The sequence below is a fragment of the Microvirga sp. P5_D2 genome (assembly GCF_054049475.1).
Genome location: NZ_JBFUMH010000120.1, coordinates 1 through 16,486 on the forward strand (window position 1 = coordinate 1; position 16,486 = coordinate 16,486).

Here is a 16,486-nt window from a genome sequence, read left to right on the forward strand (position 1 = left end):
GTCATGAGGTCATGAGCTGAGTGCGCCCTGGATCATCGACGGCCCGATCACCCGCTTGGCGTTCGAGGCTTACATCGAGACGCAGCTCGCGCCGACGCTGCACAAAGGCGATGTAGTGATCCTCGACAACCTGGCCGTTCACAAAAGTGAAAAGGCTGCGCAGTGTCTGAAGCAACGCGGAGCCTGGTTCCTGTTCCTGCCGGCTTATTCGCCCGATCTGAACCCGATCGAGCAAGCCTTTGCCAAGATCAAGGCACACTTGCGCAAGGCCGAGGCGCGAACGTTCGACGCGCTCTGGCGCGCCCTCGGCGACATCTGCGATTTGTTTGAGCCGCACGAGTGTTGGAACTACCTCAAGGCTGCTGGATATGCGTCCGATTAAACATCCGATGCTCTAGTGGTGCAGGAATCGAGAAAGTCCCTGTCGTGACTGACGATTGCCACCGGGATCTGTCCGGCGGTCTCAACGATCCAGCGCTCCAGCAGCAGCAGCTTTTCGAGATCGAGGTGGTTGGTCGGCTCGTCGAGCAACAACGCATCCGGCTCGGCAATCCAGGTACGGGCGATGAGCGCCAGCCGTTGCCACCCTCCGCTTAAGCGGCGCATGGGGCTTTGGCGCATGGATTCCGGCGTATCGAATCCGTCGAGCACCATGTCGGCGCGCCATTCGTTGCCGTCGCGCTCGGAAGCGGGAAGACCGCTCAGCACGGCGTCAAACAGGGTCAGGTCGAGAAGCGCATCGGGCACGTCCTGCTCCACGAGACCGAGCCGCATACCACGGGAATGGACGACCTCTCCCTCCGTCGGCTCGGCCAATCCGGCGAGGCATTTGAGAAGGGTGGTCTTGCCGGAGCCGTTGCCGGCGACGATGCCCAAGCGGTCGCGCTCGCCGATGACGAGAGTCAGGTCGCGGAACAGGGGCGCGGGGGTAAGGACGGTGACATTGCGGAGGCTGATATTGGCCATGGTCGATCTCTTTAGTCGGCGCGGCGGCTTTCCTGAAGCACGCATCGCGCGAAGTCTTGAACGTGAGGTCAGACGCGCCGGGCTTTTTAAAGCCTCAGTGCGGGTGAGCCGTTCAGAGCCGACCAGATGGAGATGAGGACGCGAGGCGCGCTTTCAGCGATAAATGCGAAAGCCGGAAAACCTTGCGTCAGATCCGTGTCATGGTCCGCCCTGCAACAAGCTGCTGCAGGGCCTTCCAGGGGCCGAACATGCGTAGATGCATCGCTTCACACATGCAGCCCTCCTGTGGTTGGTGTGGCGGATCGATTAGGAAACTTAACCGGACTGCGCTCCTGGCGCAATTCGAAAGTCAGGCAGCCTTCGGGCGGCTGCCGAAAATGGCGCTGCCCACCCGCACATGAGTAGCGCCGAGCTGGATTGCGGCGTCGAAATCGGCGCTCATGCCCATGGAGAGCGTTTTCAGGCCATGCTTCTTGGCGATGGTGTTGAGCAGCGCGAAATGCGGTGACGGTGGGTCATCGGCGGGCGGAATACACATCAGGCCCTCGATGGTGAGGCCGTATTTCGTGCGGCAGGCTTCAAGGAAGTCATCCACCTCGGCGGGCGCAACGCCGCCCTTCTGCGGCTCCTCACCGGTATTCACCTGAACCAGCAGGCGCGGCGCCCTGCCCTGCTTGGCGATTTCCTTGGCGAGCGCTTCGGCAAGAGAAGAGCGGTCGAGGGTGTGGATCACGTCGAAGAGCTCCACCGCTTCCTTCGCCTTGTTGGACTGGAGCGGGCCGATCATGTGCAGTTCCGCATCGGCAAAGCGCTCGCGCAAGGAGGGCCACTTGGCCTTGGCCTCCTGCACGTAATTTTCGCCGAATACCCGTTGGCCCGCGGCCAGAACCGGCTCGATGGCTTCCACCGGAAAGGTCTTGGACACCGCCACCAGCGTGATCCCGTTAGGATCGCGGTCGTAGTCGGATGCGGCTCGGCGGATCGCCTCCTGCACCGACTTCAAGCCTTCGACCGCATCGTTCTCGCTCATGGCGTCCTCTCAAAGCAATCTCCCATGTGCGAAACCGTTGACCGCGCGGGAGAGCTGTGTCCTAGTCCGCCGCAATGTGGCGGCGCAAGCCGCTTGAATCCCTAAATGACGGATGTGACGAGAAAAATGAGGCCTGAGCGCTACAACGCCAAGGAAGCCGAGCTGAAATGGCGGAAGGTCTGGAACGACCGCAACCTGTTCAAGACCGAGAACGACGACCCGCGTCCGAAATACTACGTGCTTGAGATGTTCCCATATCCGTCCGGGCGCATCCATATGGGTCACGTGCGCAACTACACCATGGGCGACGTGGTGGCGCGCTACAAGCGGGCCAAGGGCTTTAATGTGCTCCATCCGATGGGCTGGGACGCCTTCGGCATGCCGGCGGAAAACGCCGCGATGCAGAATAAGGTCCACCCCAAGGAATGGACCTATGCCAACATTGCCACCATGCGCGCGCAGCTGCAGTCCATGGGCCTATCCATCGACTGGAGCCGCGAGATCGCGACCTGCGATCCAAGCTATTACAAGCACCAGCAGCGCATGTTCATCGATTTCCTCGAGAAGGGCCTCGTGGATCGCAAGACCGCCAAGGTGAACTGGGACCCGGTGGACCACACCGTGCTCGCCAACGAGCAGGTGATCGACGGGCGCGGCTGGCGCTCGGGCGCGCTGGTGGAACAGCGCGAGCTGACCCAGTGGTTCCTGAAGATCACCGATTACGCGCAGGATCTCGACGAGAAGCTCGACACCCTCGACCGCTGGCCGGAAAAGGTGCGCCTGATGCAGCGCAACTGGATCGGCCGCTCGGAAGGCCTGCTGGTGCGGTTTGCCTTGAAGCCCGAAACGGTGCCGAACGGCGAGACCGAGCTGCAGATCTACACCACGCGCCCCGACACCCTGTTCGGCGCGAAGTTCATGGCCGTTGCGCCCGATCATCCGCTGGCGAAAGCCGCCGCCGAGAAGAACCCGGAGCTTGCCGCCTTCATCGAGGAGGCCAAGCGGGTCGGCACGGCCCAGGAGGCCATCGACAAGGCGGACAAACTCGGCTTCGACACCGGCGTGCGCGCGGTGCATCCGCTCGATCCGAACTGGACGCTGCCGGTCTATGTGGCGAMCTTCATTCTGATGGAATACGGCACCGGCGCCATCTTCGGCTGCCCGGCGCATGACCAGCGCGACCTGGACTTCGTCAACAAGTACGGCCTCGGCAACACGCCGGTCGTCTGCCCGCCGGACGTGGACCCCGCCACCTTCGTCGTGACCGATGTGGCCTATGACGGCGACGGCCGCATGATCAATTCCCGCTTCCTCGATGGCATGACCATCGATGAGGCAAAGGAAGAAGTCGCCCGCCGCCTGGAGAGAGAAATTCGTGGCAACCGTCCGGTGGCCGAGCGCAAGGTGAATTTCCGTCTGCGCGATTGGGGCATCTCGCGCCAGCGCTATTGGGGCTGCCCGATCCCGATCATCCATTGCGACGATTGCGGCGTGGTGCCGGTGCCCAAGGACCAGCTGCCGGTGGTGTTGCCGGAGGACGTGTCCTTCGACGTACCGGGCAACCCGCTCGACCGTCATCCGAGCTGGAAGCATGTGGATTGCCCGAAATGCGGCAAGGCGGCCCGGCGCGAGACGGACACCATGGATACCTTCGTGGATTCGTCCTGGTACTTCGCCCGCTTCACCGACCCGACCCTAACGGACAAGCCGACGGATCGCGCCACGGTCGATGCGTGGCTGCCGGTGGACCAGTATATCGGCGGCATCGAGCATGCGATCCTGCATCTGCTCTATTCGCGCTTCTTCACCCGCGCGATGAAGAAGACCGGCCATGCGGGCCTGGACGAGCCGTTTGCTGGCCTGTTCACTCAAGGCATGGTGGTTCACGAGACCTACAAGGACGCCAATGGCGGCTGGGTGCTGCCCAGCGACGTGCGCTTCGAGACGCAAGGCACGGCGCGCAAGGCCTTCCATGTGGAGAGCGGTGCGCCCATCGAGATCGGCTCCATCGAGAAGATGTCGAAGTCGAAGAAGAACACCGTCGATCCGGACGAGATCATCGCGTCCTACGGCGCCGATACGGCCCGTTGGTTCATGCTCTCCGACTCGCCGCCCGAGCGCGACGTGATCTGGACCGAGGAAGGCGTGCAGGGCGCGGGCCGCTTCGTGCAGCGCGTGTGGCGTCTCATCGGCGAGATCGCTGAGCGGATGGCCGGTGGCGATGGTGTCGCGGCCGAAGGGCCGATCGGGCTCGCCGTCCGCAAGGCCGCGCACAAGGCGCTGGCTGCCGTGGAAGAGGATGTGGAGCGCCTGCGTTTCAACCGCTGCGTGGCGCATCTCTACGAACTCGCCAACTCCCTGCACGATTTAGGCAGCCAGGCGAAGGCTGCGAACGAACCCGGCTTGGCCCCAGCCTTCGCCGAGGCAGGTCGTATCTTCGTGCAGCTGCTCGCCCCGATGATGCCCCATCTGGCGGAGGAATGCTGGACGTCCCTGAACCAGCCGGGTCTCGTTACGGACACCGCATGGCCTGTGGTCGAGCGTTCGCTGCTCGTCGAGGACACGGTCACCCTGCCTGTGCAGGTCAACGGCAAGAAGCGCGCCGATGTCACCGTGGCCCGCGATGCGGATCAGGCGACGATTGAAGCGGCTGTGCTCTCGCTTGATGCCGTGCAAAAGGCTATGGAAGGAAAGCCTGCCCGCAAGATCATCGTCGTTCCCCAGAGGATCGTGAATGTCGTCGCTTAATCTCAAAGGGTTTTCCTTGAAACCCTTGGCTCGCCTTGCTCTCGTGGCAGGCCTCTCGCTTGGCCTGTCCGCCTGCTTCAAGCCGCTCTACGGCCCCACGGCCTCGGGCGAATCACTTCAGAACGTGCTCGCCTCCATCGACGTGCCGGAAGTCCAATGGCCGGAGACCCAGGCGGTGATGGGCCATTATCTACGCAGCGAGCTGGTTTACGCGCTCAATGGCTCGGGCTCCAACACCCCGAAGCGCTATAAGTTGCGGCTCGCCCTGGCGCGCAGCATCAGTGCCCCCATCGTCGATACGGAAACGGGCCGCGCCAGCTCCGCCATCGTCGGCGGCACGCTGACCTATACCCTCACCAGCCTGGACGGGAAAACGATCATCACGCAAGGGTCGACCACCAATTCTACGTCCTACGACCGTTATCAGCAGCGTTTTGCCTCCTTGCGCGCGGGCCGCGATGCGGAGATCCGTTTGGCTAAGGTCCTGGTGGATCAAGTGAAAACCCTATTGGCGGCGACTTTGTCCGCCGCGCCTGCCGGCAGCTGATCATCAATGGTCGCCGTCAAGGCCGGTGATGTGGAAGGGGTGCTGCGGCGTCCCAATCCACAGATCGGTGTGTTTCTGTTCTATGGGCCGGATATGGGCCTCATCAACGAGCGCGCCCGCGCCTTGGCGGAGCGCTCTGTCGACGATCCGGCCGACCCTTTTCAGCTGATCCGCATCGACGGCGACGATATCGCGTCCGACCCCGGGAGGCTCGCCGACGAGGCCGGCACCATGGGTCTTTTCGGCGGCAAGCGCGCGCTCTGGATCAAGTCAACCTCGCGCAATATGGCTCCTGCCGTGGATGCAGTTCTCAAAGGTGAGTTACAGGACACGGTAATTGTCATCGAGGGTGGCGATCTCCAAAAATCCGCGCCGTTGCGCACCCTTTGCGAACGCTCGCAGAAGGCTTTGGCCCTGCCCTGCTATGCGGATACGGACCGCGATCTCGGCGTGGTGGTGGACAACACCTTAAAAGACAACGGCTTTTCGATCTCCCGCGATGCCCGTACAGCTCTCATCGCTAGCCTCGGCGGCGACCGCTTGGCGACGCGGGGCGAGCTCTCCAAGCTTATGCTCTACGCACATGGAAAGCGTGAGATCACCCTTGAGGACGTTGATGCGATCATGAGTGACGTGTCGAGCCTTGCAATGGATGCAGTGGTCGATGCGGCCTTCGGTGGCGAAGGCACGGAATTGGAAACCGGCTCCCGTCGCTTGGCTGCCGAGGGCGTCCACGCCTCCGTCCTGCTCGGCGCGGCGCTCCGCCATGCCTTCATGCTCCTGTCCGCCCGCCTCACCGTAGAGGAAGGCCGCCCGATCCCGGCCGTCATGGAAACCATGCGCAGCCTGCATTTCCGCCGAAAACCCCTGGTCGAGCGCCACCTTCAGAAGTGGACGAGCGAGCGGCTGAAGCAGGCCATCAACCTGCTGCAGGCGAGCCTTCTAGAAACGCGCCGCATGTCGCATCTCGCCGACACGATCGCCGCGAAGACGCTGCTCGACATCGCCCGCTCGGCGCGGCGGTAATTCCCGTTTTCCGACAACCACTTAGTGTCATTCCCGGCCGGAGCATCAGCAAAAGGAAGGGAGTCCATAGCGCCGAGCCTGTGGGTGGATCTCCTTCCCGGCCCGATAGGCCGCCGGAGATGACACTTTCATTGTCATGAACGGGCTCGTGTCTATCCATCCACGTCTTCACTGCCACCCCACGAACCTCATCCTGAGGGCCGCCGAAGGCGGTGTGCCGAAGGATGAAGGCTAGGAGGGGGACTGTAAATGAAATCACCGGCACAAGGCCGGTGATGAAAGAGACATTTAGATTAGCCGAAACCTTACGGGTTCAACCGTCGGCACAATCCGTCGAGCTGGTCCAATGTCTTGTAACCAATCCGCAATTCGCCACCGTTGCCTTTGTGATCAATGGTGACGGTGAGGCCCAGCACATCCTGGAGCGCGCGCTCAAGGGCGCGGGTGTCCGGATCCTTCTGGACCTTGGGTTTCGCGGCCGATTTCGTTTCGAGCTTCGACGGCTCGGCGCTGTCACTCTGCGCAATCGCCTCAACCTGACGCACGCTCAAGCCCTGGTCGAGCACCTGCTTGGCCACCGAACCTGGGTCTTTTACCGCCAGCAGCGCGCGGCCATGGCCTGCGGAGAGCTTGCGCTCGACCAAAAGCTTCTTCACTGGATCGGGCAGATCGGTGAGGCGCATCATGTTGGCGATGTGGCTGCGGCTCTTTCCGATAATCTTCGACAGGTTCTCCTGCGTATAGGAGAACTCGGCCATCAGGCGCGCATAGCCTTCCGCCTCTTCGATAGGGTTGAGATCGGCGCGCTGGACGTTTTCGAGAATGGCGTATTCGAGCGAGGTCTTGTCGTCGATGTTGACGACCACCACCGGCACCTCGTGCAGGCCGGCCTTCTGTGAGGCGCGCCAGCGGCGCTCGCCGGCGACGATCTCATAGGCATCGTGCTTGTTCGGCACGGGCCGCACGACGATGGGCTGGATGATGCCGCGGTCCTTGATGGACTGGGTCAGTTCCTGAAGCTCCGTATCCTCGAACACCTTACGCGGGTTGCGCGGGTTCGGGCGCAGGAACTCGACGGGTACCTTCTTCTGCCCGCCCTTGTTGTTCTGGATGGTGCCGATCTCATCGCCGACTTCGCCGATCAACGCGGCCAAGCCACGGCCGAGGGACGACTTTACTTCTTTCGCCATGTCTTATTCTCAACTCTTGTTACGCGGCGCGTAAGGAACGTTCGCGCTGAATGATTTCGGATGCCAAACGGATATAGGCCTGGGAGCCGGTGCACTTGATGTCGTAGAGCAGCACCGGCTTGCCGTGGGACGGCGCCTCTGACACGCGCACGTTGCGCGGGATCATGGTCTCGTAAACCTTGTCACCCATGAACTGGCGAACATCGGCCACGACCTGCCCCGACAGATTGTTGCGCGGGTCGAACATGGTCAGCACGACGCCGTGGATCGTGAGTTCCGGATTGAGCGCGGAACGGACCTGTTCGACCGTCTTGAGCAGCTGGCTGAGGCCTTCCAGAGCAAAAAATTCGCATTGGAGGGGGACAAGAACGGCGTCAGCGGCTGTCAACGCATTGATGGTCAGAAGATTCAGCGATGGCGGGCAATCGATCAAAATATAGGTAAAGGGTTCCGTTACCTTTTCACCCCCAAGAGCCTGGATCGCCGAGCGGAGCCGGTGAGCCCTGTTCCGCTCACTGGCGATCTCCAATTCGATGCCGAGGAGGTCGAGCGTCGAGGGTGCCACATAGAGTCCGGGCACTACAGTCTCGGTGATACTCTCCGCAAGCGAAGCTTCGCCGGCGAGAACATGATAGGTCGAGACCTGGCGGTTCTTGCGGTCGATGCCCAACCCGGTCGAGGCATTGCCCTGCGGATCGAGGTCGACGATCAGCACCTTCTCGCCGATGGCTGCCAGCGCCGTACCAAGATTGATGGCTGTGGTCGTCTTGCCGACGCCGCCCTTCTGGTTGGCAAGCACCAGCACACGCGGCTTGTGCCCACGCGCTCCAGCTTCAGATCCGCTGTGGTCGGTCATTATGATAGGCTCTCGATGGAGGTTATGCGAAGAATCCTGGCCTCGGAATCGGTGCGGCTTGGCAGGATGTCCGCCTCGAATGTCCACCTTTTCCGGGCCTCGGTCAATTCAATCTCGACGTCCCGCCCTTTGGGAAAGAGGCCAATTGTCCCCGCTTTCAACATGGGTTCAGTCCATTCCAGAAGCTGGGTTAACGCGGCCAACGCGCGGGCGGAGACAACATCGGCTTTGCCGACAAAGCCGGGGATGACGGTTTCGAGCCGGGCCGGATGGACCGTAGCTTGAACGCCTGTCAGCCGCGCGATTTCTCGCAGGAAGGCGCATTTACGGGAATTGCTCTCGACGAGATGGACCTTCAGCCCCCTTTGCTGCCCGGCAATGGCCAGCACCAAGCCCGGGAAACCTGCCCCGGAGCCGAGATCGACCCAGGTCTTGGCGTCGGGCACGAAGTCAAGAAGCTGAAGCGAATCGACGATGTGCCGGTCCCAGATCTGGTCCAGCGTAGCCGGTCCAACAAGGTTCTTGATGTTCTGCCAGCGGCGAAGCTCGCGTTCCAGAAGCTCAAGCTTCTCACGTGTTTCACGTGAAACATCGAGCTTAGATGAGACTGAACCTGTTGTCATGACGCTACCGAATTGACAATACGGCCAGGGCGAGACGCCTTTTTGGCATGAGCTGCCAATAACGTGAGCGCTGCCGGAGTGATGCCTTCGATCCGGGCAGCTTGACCGAGGGTCTTCGGGCGAACCAGATCGAGCTTAGCCTTGATCTCATTCGATAGGCCGGGAAGAACCTGGAAGTCGAGCGCTTCTTCAAGCACGATACCTTCGTCCCGCCGATAAGCGGCGATATCCGCCTGCTGCCGGTCGAGATAGACCGCATAGGTCGCATCCGTCTCAAGCCGCTCCCGCACCTGTGGGCTGACGGATGAAAACTCTGGCCAAGCTCTCGTAAGATCGCTCCAACCGATATTTGGGTACGACAGGAGCTGATAAGCGCTGCGGCGAACACCGTCCTGGTTCAGGCTGAGCCCATGGCGAGACGCTTCCTGCGGGCTCAAGCTGACGGAATAAAGCCTGTCGCGGACCGACCGGATCTCTTTCTGAGACCGCTGGAAATGCGCTTCGCGCTTCGATCCGACACAGCCGATCTCGAGGCCCCTGCCCGTCAGGCGCTCATCCACATTGTCGATGCGCAGGCTGAGCCGATACTCTGACCGGGAGGTGAACATGCGGTAGGGCTCGCTCACGCCGCGGGTGATCAGGTCGTCGATCAGCACGCCGATATAGGATTCGGCCCTGTCGAACACCACACTGTCCCGGCCATCGGCCCGGCGGGCGGCATTGATCCCGGCAACGAGCCCTTGAGCCCCCGCCTCCTCATAGCCCGTCGTGCCATTGATCTGACCGGCCAGGAACAGGCCCTTTACGGCTTTGGTCTCAAGCCCCGTGGTCAGGTTACGCGGGTCCACATAATCATATTCGATGGCATAGGCCGGCTGGAGCATGCGCACCCGCTCAAGGCCGGGGATCTCGGCGAGGAAGGCCAGCTGCACGTCCTCCGGAAGCGAAGTCGAGATGCCATTGGGATAGACGGTATTGTCGTCGAGGCCTTCCGGCTCGAGGAATATCTGGTGTCCATCGCGGTCGCCGAAGCGCACGACCTTGTCCTCGATGGAGGGACAATAGCGCGGGCCCGTACCCTGGATGTCGCCGGAATACATGGCCGAGCGGTGCAGGTTGCCCCTGATCAAATCATGGACCTTGGCCGTGGTGCGAGTGATGCCGCACTCGATCTGAGGGGTAGTGATCTTGTCTGTCAGAAGCGAGAACGGCACCGGATCGTCGTCCGCCGCCTGCTTGTCGATGCCGGCCCAGTCGACGGTACGGCCATCGAGACGCGGCGGGGTGCCGGTCTTAAGACGGCCCAAGGTGAAGCCTAAACGGGCGAAAGTCTTCGGCAGGCCGAGCGAAGGACGCTCACCCATGCGACCCGCCGGGATCTTCTTTTCGCCGATATGGATGAGGCCCGACAGGAAGGTGCCGGTGGTAATGACCACGGCGCCGGTGGCGAGCTGCCGTCCGTCCGTCAGGAGGAGAGCCGTCACCCGGCCAGCTTGCACGATGATGTCATCCGCCTCCCCTTCCACGATGTTCAGGTTCGGTGTCTGCAGAAGCTCGGCTTGCATAGCACGGGCATAAATCTTCCGGTCCGCTTGGGTACGGGGGCCGCGAACAGCTGGGCCTTTGCGGCGATTGAGGAGACGAAACTGAATGCCCGCCCGGTCGGCGATGCGCCCCATGACGCCGTCGAGGGCATCGATCTCGCGCACCAGATGGCCCTTGCCGAGACCGCCGATGGCCGGGTTGCAGGACATCGCGCCGATGGTCGAAAGCTTGTGTGTCACGAGCGCGGTGCGCGCACCCATGCGCGCGGAAGCGGCAGCCGCCTCGGCACCGGCATGGCCACCACCGACCACGATCACATCGAACAACTGACTCACGGGAATCTCCATGCCAGGGGTCTAGGCCCTCGCCGAGAAGAGGTCAAAAGGGCAAAATGTTTCACGTGAAACATCGGCGCTCTTCACCGCTTCTGCACAGTCCCTCCACAGGCTGTGCAGATTGGATTCAGCACCAATCAACCGATTCGTGAACAGGCTAAGAGAAGAGTCTCACAGATTCGCCTTATCGTTACCGAAGGCGCTGCCCCAGTCTATTTACCGATGCAGAAGCTGGAGAAGAGCCGGTCGAGGACATCCTCGACATCGACACGCCCCGTAATCTCGCCCACTGCGCGGGAGGCCAAGCGAACCTCCTCTGCCGCCAGTTCCAACGGACCGGCGGTGACAAGAAGCTCACGTCCGTTCACGAGACAGGCATGCGCCCGTTCAAGGGCTTTTCGATGGCGCTCACGGGTGAGAATGGCATCGCCCTGGCTCATCGCCTCCTCCGCTTCCTTCTGAAGACGGTCGATCAGATCGGGGATCCCCTCCCCGGTTGCGGCTGACACAAGCAGATCGCAATCGTGCCGGTTCCGATTCAAATCAGTCTTGGTGCCGACCTTCAAGAGACGGCGGGCGGACGGTGCGTCGGTCCCAGCGCCATCCGGGGGAACAAGCCACAATACGAGGTCGGCATCGTGGGCGCGGGCCCGGGCGCGGGAGACACCCTCCTGCTCGATGAGATCGACACTCTCCCGCAGGCCTGCCGTATCGACGATGACGACCGGTAGACCGGAGAGATCGCAGCGCACTTCGATCACGTCCCGCGTCGTTCCGGCAATCGGGGAGACGATGGCTACATCCCGCTGGGCCAGCGCATTGAGCAGGGTCGATTTCCCGGCATTGGGCGGCCCCGCGAGAACGACGGTCAGGCCCTCTCGCAGACGCTCGCCGCTACGGTTTGCCAACGCCCGGCCGATCTCGTTCTGGAGGAGATCGATCCGGCGCAGAATGTCGGCCTCCAGATCCTCGGGCACATCGCCCTCATCCGAGAAATCGAGACTTGCTTCCAACAGGGCCAGAACCTGAAGAACACCTTCGCGCCAGCCCTCGGCGGCATTGCCGAGACGGCCTTCGAGCTGGAGCATGGCCTGCCGACGCTGAGCCTCGGTTTCGGCATCGATCACATCGGCGAGGCCTTCCACCTGGGACAGGTCCATGCGCCCGTTGAGGAAGGCGCGGCGAGTGAACTCGCCAGCCTCGGCCGGGCGACAATGCGGTATGGAGCCAAGCGCCCGCAGCACCGCCGCGCGGGTGGCGAGACCGCCATGGATATGGAGCTCGGCCTGGTCCTCGCCGGTGAAGCTTTTGGGCCCCGGCATCCAGAGGACAAGCGCCTGATCCAGGGGCTCTCCCGTGCCGGGCTCGCGTAGGATGCGAACGGCTGCCTGACGTGGAGCGGGCAGGCTTCCGCCTAAGGTCTCCAGCGCCGCGCGGCTTGCCGGGCCGCTGATCCGGATGAGGCACACGGCGGCCCGGCCGTAACCGGAAGCAGTGGCGAAGATGGTGTCATCCGAACGCATGGGCATGAACCTTGGTCTTGAACCTCTGAGCTTGAAGAGGATTGATGGTTGATCAAGCGTTAACACGAGACGGAACAAGGATCGGTTCAGATCCGAATCGATCAAGCCCGCGAACCTGCACCGGGGAGACACAAAGATGAATCGCCTCACAAATGCCAGTTCTCCCTATCTCCTGCAGCACAGGAACAATCCTGTCCATTGGTGGGAATGGGGGYCGGATGCCCTCGCCGAGGCGCGCCGGCAGAACAAACCGGTGCTGATCTCCATCGGCTATGCCGCCTGCCACTGGTGTCACGTGATGGCGCACGAGAGCTTTGAGGACCCGGACGTGGCGGCCGTGATGAACGAGCTCTACGTGAATATCAAGGTGGATCGGGAGGAGCGGCCCGATGTGGATCATGTCTATATGAGCGCGCTTCATCTTCTCGGCGAACAGGGCGGCTGGCCGCTCACCATGTTCCTGACACCCGAGGGCGAGCCGTTCTGGGGCGGCACCTATTTTCCGAAGGAACCGAAGTTCGGTCGGCCTGGATTCATCCAGGTGTTGCGGGAAATCGCGCGCCTCTATCATGCGGAGCCGGAGCGCATTCTCAAGAACCGAGATGCCCTGAAGCAGCATCTGGCCAAGGGAGCCGAGAGCGATGGCGGCACGCTGACGCCGGCCGATCTCGACCGCATGGGCCTGCGCCTGTCGGAACTCATCGACACCGAAAACGGCGGTCTTCAGGGCGCGCCGAAATTCCCCAACCCGCCGATCCTCGAATATCTCATCCGCTATGCCAGGCGCACCGGCGACCCACAGGCCCGCGAGCGCTTTCTTCTGACCCTGGAGCGGATGGCGCTCGGCGGCATCCACGATCATCTCGGCGGGGGCTTCGCCCGCTACGCAGTGGACGAGCGCTGGCTCGTGCCGCATTTCGAGAAGATGCTCTACGACAATGCGCAGTTGCTGGAGCTCTATGCTCTAGCCTATGCCGAGACCGGCCGCACCCTTTTCCGCGATGCGGCGGAAGGTATCGTCACGTGGCTCGAGCGGGAGATGGTGACGCCCGAAGGCGCCTTCGCTTCGAGCCTCGATGCGGATACGGAAGGCGAGGAAGGGCGCTTCTATGTGTGGAGTCTTGCTGAAATCCGCGATGTGCTGGGCGAGGAGGATGCTGCCTTCTTCGCGCAGGTCTACGACATCACCGAGAGCGGCAATTTCGAGGGCCACAACATCCCGAACCGGCTGATAACAGGCGAGGCCCCTCCTCTGGTGGAAAAACGTCTGGCGGCATTACGGGCGAAGCTGTTGGAGCGGCGAGACACCCGCATCCGTCCCGGCATCGACGACAAGGTGCTGGCCGATTGGAATGGGCTGATGATCTCGAGTCTCGTCCGAGCCGCTCCCCTCCTCGACCGACCGGAATGGATCGCACTGGCCGTGCGCGCTTATCGTTTCATTGCCGAATCGATGATCCGGGATGGGATGATCGGTCACTCCTGGCGCAATAACTCGCTCATCTTCCCCGGCTTTGCGCTCGATCATGCCGCGATGATGCGGGCCGCCCTTGCCCTTCATGAAGCGACGAGCGAGGCATCCTATCTGCGGGATGCGCAGAACTGGCGCGACGTGTTGCTGACGGAGTTCCTCATTCCAGAAACGGGGTGTCTCGCGATGACGGCGAAGGGAGCCGATCATCTCGTCGTGCGTCCTCAGCCCACCCACGACGAGGCCGTGCCCAATGCTAATGGTGTCTTCGCCGAGGCTCTCGTGCGCTTGGCCCAGATCACCGCAACACCCGCCGATCATGAGCGAGCCGGTGACATCCTCTCGGGCCTCGTCGGCATCGCGCGGTCATCGCCTCTCGGCCACACCTCGATCCTGAATGCGCTTGATCTGCATCTTCGGGGCCTAAGCATTCTCGTCACGGGAAACAATGCGGATGCTCTTTATGAGGCGGCATTGCGTGCGCCTTATCTCGACCGCAGCGTCCACCGACTGCAACCGGGCGAAGCTATCGATGCGCACCACCCGGCAAGCGCCCTCGCCGCTTCAACCGACAAGGCGCAGGCTCTCGTCTGCGCCGGGCAGCGCTGCTCACTCCCCGTCACCACGCCCGAGGCTCTGGCCGTTCAGGTCGCGGAGATGATGGCGCTCGCTTCGCTCCCGCTGTCCGAGTAGTTCTCGCACCTTCTCGGTGGCGAGTTCACGCTTGAGGTGGGTGAGCGGTAGCGCGCCATCCGACTTCACGCGGGTCAGGGAGAAGTTCGACCGGATGTCGCCGATCATCGGCAGGGTCAGAAGCCGCTCGGTCAAAAGACGCTCATAGGCCTTGAGATCCGCCACCACGATCTCCGCAATAAAATCGGCCGTGCCGGAGATCATGTGGCACGCCACTACTTCGGCCATCCCGATCAGCGCCTCCTGGAGCGCCGCAGCATTCTCACGAGAGTGTTTCTCCACCTTGATGTCCACGAAGACAGTCAGCCCGAGGCCTACGGATTCCCGATCGAGAACCGCGCGGTAGGTGCGGATGAATCCGTCCTTCTCCAGCCGGCGAACACGCCTCAGGCACGGCGACGGCGAGAGACCGACCTGATCGGCCAGTTCCTGATTGGTCAGCCGTCCATCCGATTGCAGGGCGCTCAAAATCCGCAGGTCGATGGCATCAAGTTCGAGATTGGACATGAATTCACCAGAAGGTCGCGCTGACGCGCAATCTTCTGCCAAGCATGGGCACGAGACAAGCCGAACTTCGCAAGGACATGCCCGGCCCTGATAGGGCATGCTGCAAGGATCATTGGAGATCGAGATGTCCGACCTGTCGCAACCGCTGCCGCGCTCGACCTCCCGACCTGCTCTCATCGGGTGGATCTCGGCTCTGGCCGCCGTCATCATCTGGGCGCTCTGGGTGGTAGGTACCCGCCACGCGGTGACGCACGCTCTGCCACCGGTTGCCGTCGGGTTGCTGCGGTTCGGCGTGCCGGCCTTGCTGCTTCTTCCCGTCATCTGGCAGATCGGGCTGTTTCCGAAAGGGCTGACCCTGCCGAGAGCGCTGGGCCTCTTCGGCGCGGGCGCGCCTTTCTTCCTGATCGTCGCAATGGGAATGCAGTTCGCGCCGGCAGCGGAGATCGGCCCGCTCCTACCCGGCACCATGCCGCTCTTCGTCGCCCTGATCGGATGGCTCGTATTCGGCGAGCGTCTGGAGCGAGTGAGGGTCGTCGGCTTCGTGCTCATCCTCGTCGGCATCGTCTGCATCGGAGGATATGGGCTGCTGTTCGCCGGCAATGGCGCATGGCGCGGGCATGCGTTGCTGCTCACCGGTGCGTGTCTGTGGGGCATCTACACCCATGCCTATCGCCGCAGCGGATTGTCGGCTCTGCAGGCGACCGCCTTCATCGGGTTCTGGTCCTTCCTGATCCTGATACCCTTCGGCGCTCCCTCCCTTATCGCCGCTTTCGGGAACGGACTCGCCGGACCCATCGCCATGCAGGCCCTTCTTCAAGGCTTGCTGTCGGGTCTCGTCGGCCTCGTTCTCTATGGCATCGCCGTCGACCGGCTCGGCGCTTCCCGCGCGGCCGCGCTCTCGCCCCTGTCCATCGTGCTCGCGGCGCTGATCGCCATTCCGATGCTGGGTGAAATTCCCGATGCGGCTGCGGTAATCGGAATCGTTTTGGCGACCCTGGGCGTTGTGCTGGCGAGCGGGGTTCTCAGCCAGTCGTTACTCAGCAGACGGATTTGAGGCTGCCGCAAGAGATCAGGACTACAGGAGTACCGATGTTCTTTTTCTTCTCGAACCGGATAGGCTGCGCGGGATCGCTTCTCATCTCTGTTGGTCTCACCCTGCTGATCCTGTTCTTGATGGGTGTGTTCTAGAGCGACGACAGTTCTGATGGAGTCGTTGGGGCTATGCGGCATGTCGGCTTCGTGATTCACTTGTCTCAGCCCTCTTCAGAGGAGATGAGCGATGACCAAGTCCTACTCGCTGGATCTGCGCCGCCGGGTGGCGCGCTTTGTCGAGGCGGGCCATTCCTGCCACGCAGCCGCCCACCACTTCGAGGTCTCCGTCGCGTTCGTGGTGCGGCTCATGGCGGCCTATCGCGCCACCGGCAGC

At 62.3% G+C, this 16,486-nt stretch carries 13 protein-coding genes and 2 pseudogenes; 7 read left to right on the forward strand and 8 right to left on the reverse strand.

The genetic code is table 11. The features are described 5' to 3' along the window. Positions 1-13: 13 nt before the first annotated feature. Positions 14-382 (forward strand): annotated as a pseudogene (locus tag ACXJKO_RS22675) (transposase); the annotation flags it as partial. Here the strand turns inward: ACXJKO_RS22675 and ACXJKO_RS22680 are convergent. Together ACXJKO_RS22680 and ACXJKO_RS22685 are read right to left on the reverse strand one after the other, a co-directional pair. After that, positions 379-966, reverse strand: a complete 588-nt coding sequence (locus tag ACXJKO_RS22680) for an ATP-binding cassette domain-containing protein (protein WP_457093338.1) — start codon at positions 964-966, stop codon at positions 379-381. The pseudogene ACXJKO_RS22675 and the gene ACXJKO_RS22680 sit on opposite strands and share 4 nt — an antisense overlap. Positions 967-1,315: 349 nt before the next feature. Then, positions 1,316-1,996, reverse strand: a complete 681-nt coding sequence (locus tag ACXJKO_RS22685; RefSeq protein WP_457093339.1) for a YggS family pyridoxal phosphate-dependent enzyme — start codon at positions 1,994-1,996, stop codon at positions 1,316-1,318. 126 nt (positions 1,997-2,122) lie between these two features. Between ACXJKO_RS22685 and leuS the strand changes: the two genes are divergently transcribed. From leuS to holA, 3 genes are read left to right on the forward strand one after another with little or no spacing between them, the layout of a single operon-like run. Continuing rightward, positions 2,123-4,744, forward strand: coding sequence for a leucine--tRNA ligase (gene leuS / locus ACXJKO_RS22690; protein WP_457093340.1), 2,622 nt, complete (start codon positions 2,123-2,125; stop codon positions 4,742-4,744). Next, a complete protein-coding gene (gene lptE, locus ACXJKO_RS22695) occupies positions 4,731-5,291 on the forward strand; it encodes an LPS assembly lipoprotein LptE (protein WP_457093341.1) in 561 nt (186 codons plus the stop codon). The genes leuS and lptE overlap by 14 nt, the downstream gene beginning before the upstream one ends. A 6-nt stretch (positions 5,292-5,297) precedes the next feature. Next, entirely contained in the window at positions 5,298-6,317 is a 1,020-nt protein-coding gene (holA, locus tag ACXJKO_RS22700; RefSeq protein ID WP_457093342.1) for a DNA polymerase III subunit delta, read from the forward strand. Positions 6,318-6,622: 305 nt separating this feature from the next. On the opposite strand, the gene ACXJKO_RS22705 is transcribed toward holA, so the two are convergent. The 5 genes from ACXJKO_RS22705 to mnmE all read right to left on the reverse strand — a co-directional run bounded on the left by ACXJKO_RS22705 (position 6,623) and on the right by mnmE (position 12,389). Next, a complete protein-coding gene (locus tag ACXJKO_RS22705; RefSeq protein ID WP_457093343.1) occupies positions 6,623-7,507 on the reverse strand; it encodes a ParB/RepB/Spo0J family partition protein in 885 nt (294 codons plus the stop codon). 19 nt (positions 7,508-7,526) lie between these two features. After that, a complete protein-coding gene (locus ACXJKO_RS22710) occupies positions 7,527-8,363 on the reverse strand; it encodes a ParA family protein (protein WP_457093344.1) in 837 nt (278 codons plus the stop codon). Further along, positions 8,363-8,986, reverse strand: coding sequence for a 16S rRNA (guanine(527)-N(7))-methyltransferase RsmG (gene rsmG, locus ACXJKO_RS22715; RefSeq protein WP_457093345.1), 624 nt, complete (start codon positions 8,984-8,986; stop codon positions 8,363-8,365). Before rsmG ends, ACXJKO_RS22710 begins: the two co-directional genes overlap by 1 nt. Beyond that, a complete protein-coding gene (gene mnmG / locus ACXJKO_RS22720) occupies positions 8,983-10,866 on the reverse strand; it encodes a tRNA uridine-5-carboxymethylaminomethyl(34) synthesis enzyme MnmG (protein ID WP_457093346.1) in 1,884 nt (627 codons plus the stop codon). Before mnmG ends, rsmG begins: the two co-directional genes overlap by 4 nt. Before the next feature lie 212 nt (positions 10,867-11,078). Next, a complete protein-coding gene (mnmE, locus tag ACXJKO_RS22725; protein WP_457093349.1) occupies positions 11,079-12,389 on the reverse strand; it encodes a tRNA uridine-5-carboxymethylaminomethyl(34) synthesis GTPase MnmE in 1,311 nt (436 codons plus the stop codon). Positions 12,390-12,525: 136 nt separating this feature from the next. Here mnmE and ACXJKO_RS22730 point away from each other — a divergent pair, with 136 nt between their 5' ends. Further along, complete coding sequence (locus ACXJKO_RS22730; RefSeq protein WP_457093347.1) at positions 12,526-14,553, forward strand: thioredoxin domain-containing protein; 2,028 nt, start codon at positions 12,526-12,528, stop codon at positions 14,551-14,553. A 42-nt stretch (positions 14,554-14,595) separates the two neighbouring features. Here the strand turns inward: ACXJKO_RS22730 and ACXJKO_RS22735 are convergent. Next, positions 14,596-15,060 (reverse strand): annotated as a pseudogene (locus tag ACXJKO_RS22735) (Lrp/AsnC family transcriptional regulator); the annotation flags it as partial. A 124-nt stretch (positions 15,061-15,184) separates the two neighbouring features. On the opposite strand from ACXJKO_RS22735, the gene ACXJKO_RS22740 reads away from it, so the two are divergent. Continuing rightward, positions 15,185-16,114: a DMT family transporter gene (locus ACXJKO_RS22740; RefSeq protein WP_457093348.1), complete on the forward strand. Its 930-nt coding sequence runs from the start codon at positions 15,185-15,187 to the stop codon at positions 16,112-16,114. A 225-nt stretch (positions 16,115-16,339) separates the two neighbouring features. Continuing rightward, on the forward strand, positions 16,340-16,486 hold a 147-nt coding region (locus tag ACXJKO_RS22745; protein ID WP_457093350.1), incomplete at its 3' end, for an IS630 transposase-related protein.